The 1,820-nt window shown below is 44.5% G+C and carries 2 protein-coding genes; one reads left to right on the forward strand and one right to left on the reverse strand.

The window, feature by feature from the left end; translation table 11 throughout:
• Positions 1–305: 305 nt before the first annotated feature.
• Positions 306–980, reverse strand: coding sequence for an apolipoprotein A-IV repeat region-like domain-containing protein (locus GFJ41_RS20845; RefSeq protein ID WP_170075964.1), 675 nt, complete (start codon positions 978–980; stop codon positions 306–308).
• Positions 981–1,079: 99 nt separating this feature from the next.
• Here GFJ41_RS20845 and GFJ41_RS20850 point away from each other — a divergent pair, with 99 nt between their 5' ends.
• Entirely contained in the window at positions 1,080–1,496 is a 417-nt protein-coding gene (locus tag GFJ41_RS20850) for a hypothetical protein (protein WP_170075965.1), read from the forward strand.
• Positions 1,497–1,820 lie beyond the last annotated feature (324 nt).

The raw sequence follows: 1,820 nt of genomic DNA on the forward strand, positions 1-1,820 counted from the left end.
TTTTTTTTAACATGGAGCAGTTTGTATTTTATTGAGCCATTTGTTTAGCACAGAAAAAGCATGAGAATGTTACATGAAATGTTTACATTAGCATGTGCTTGCTAAATAAGATTAAAAGAAATGGCATTCTGGAAGTCAGAAAATAAAATAAAAAATCCAATTTTTGCATCAGCCCATGTGGTGAATGGAAGTACAGAAGTCATGAAGAGACCCTGAGACAACTGATGATAACAGGATGTAGGGCAATTAAGGTGCCTTTAAAACTGCACTGTGGGCAGAACAAGGAACAAGGGAGTTGAAAGTGTTTATGCCTTGAACGCCTTCTCAATGGTATGGTAGATACCCATAATCTGGGGCCTGAGCTCCTCAAACATAGTTTTGATATTCTCTTGCAGTTTACCAGATTCATACTTCTTGCGCAGATCAGTTGTGACTTCATCAATCTTCTCCCTGTACTCCTCGACAAGGGGTCCGTATGTGGCCTTCCACTCTTCAAGGATCTTTGTAAGGTGGTTGCGAATGATTTCCACAATGGGAGTCAGCTTGGACTTGGTCTCTTCCACATTGACCTTGAACTTCTCATGCAGCTCCTTGACTACAGGCTCAAACTTGGCTTTGAACTCCTCCACCACCTGCTTGTGCTTTGCAGAGTATTCCTGAAGTGCAGGATCCAACAGGGTACGGTACTCATCGAGGTGCTTCCTCACAACCTGGCGCAGCTCTTCCCATTTAGGCTCCAGCTCCTTGCGCAACTCTTCCATATCGTGCTTCATCTTGTCACGAGCACCAAATATGAATTCAGCGATCTGGGGTCCGACTCCTGTACGAATTGGAGCAAGGGATTCTGCAGTAGACGTGATATAGTTCTCGAGGTTGTGCAGGCAAGTACGAAGTCTAGGCTTTAAATCCTTGAACTCATCATCATCAAGATGGTTGATAGTTCTTTCTGCTGCCTCCTTAGCCTGTTGGAGGAAGGTCACACCTAAAGACCTGTAATGCTCATAAGGGGTTGGTGGTGCGTCAGCTTGACTCTTGCTGCTCTTTGAGTTTCATCTCGTCAGGATCCGTACTGCCACAGGATGAAGTTGGCCTTAGCTCTCATTCTTGCACTCCAGGTGTCGCTGTGCCTGTGCGAGGTGCCAGACCCCCCTCAGGAGCTTGTGGAAAAGTATGATGGTTATAGGACCACATTCCTCAAAAGGGTAACTAATGCCTATGAGTTTCTCCATACATTCTTTGAGAAACTGCTCGAGGGCACGATCACAGGGTCGAAGCTTAAGGAGATTTCAGACGCTTCAAAAGGCAACGAGAGACTGCAAACCTTTTCTAAGTTGGTCCACGCTGTGTTTGTGGAGATGCAGCCTGGTATTGAAAAGGCACGTCTGAAAGCTCTTGGCGCGTACAGCGAATTCCTGCGTCCCTACATCGGCACTTACCTGGACACTGCCATCAACAACGCAAAACCCATCCTGGACACGTTTATGCCTGCTGAATAGAATTAACATCAAAGGACGTGACCTCCAGCTACTTTTCCTGCATCTCTGTGCTGTGCTGCTTGAGACGCTTTAGCTTTACCTATTCAGTTCTCAATTTAAAAAAAATAAATTCTGATAGATGTGCAATCTGTCACAGCCTTAACAGGGATATTGTTACAGCAGAAGCAATAACAATGGGTTAGGTAGTCATGTTTCTGGCAAAGCCGCTGTGCAGGTGTAGATCATAGGCTTGTACTGTACATAACTGTATATTATGATGCTCTCCTGTACATGCAGAAAAAATGTCTGTGCAGCATTAATAAAAAAAAACAAAAAAAAGTTACC

Origin of the sequence: Paraclostridium dentum, from assembly GCF_012922555.1 — a bacterium.
In the GTDB taxonomy this organism is placed as follows: Bacteria; Bacillota; Clostridia; order Peptostreptococcales; family Peptostreptococcaceae; genus Paraclostridium; species Paraclostridium dentum.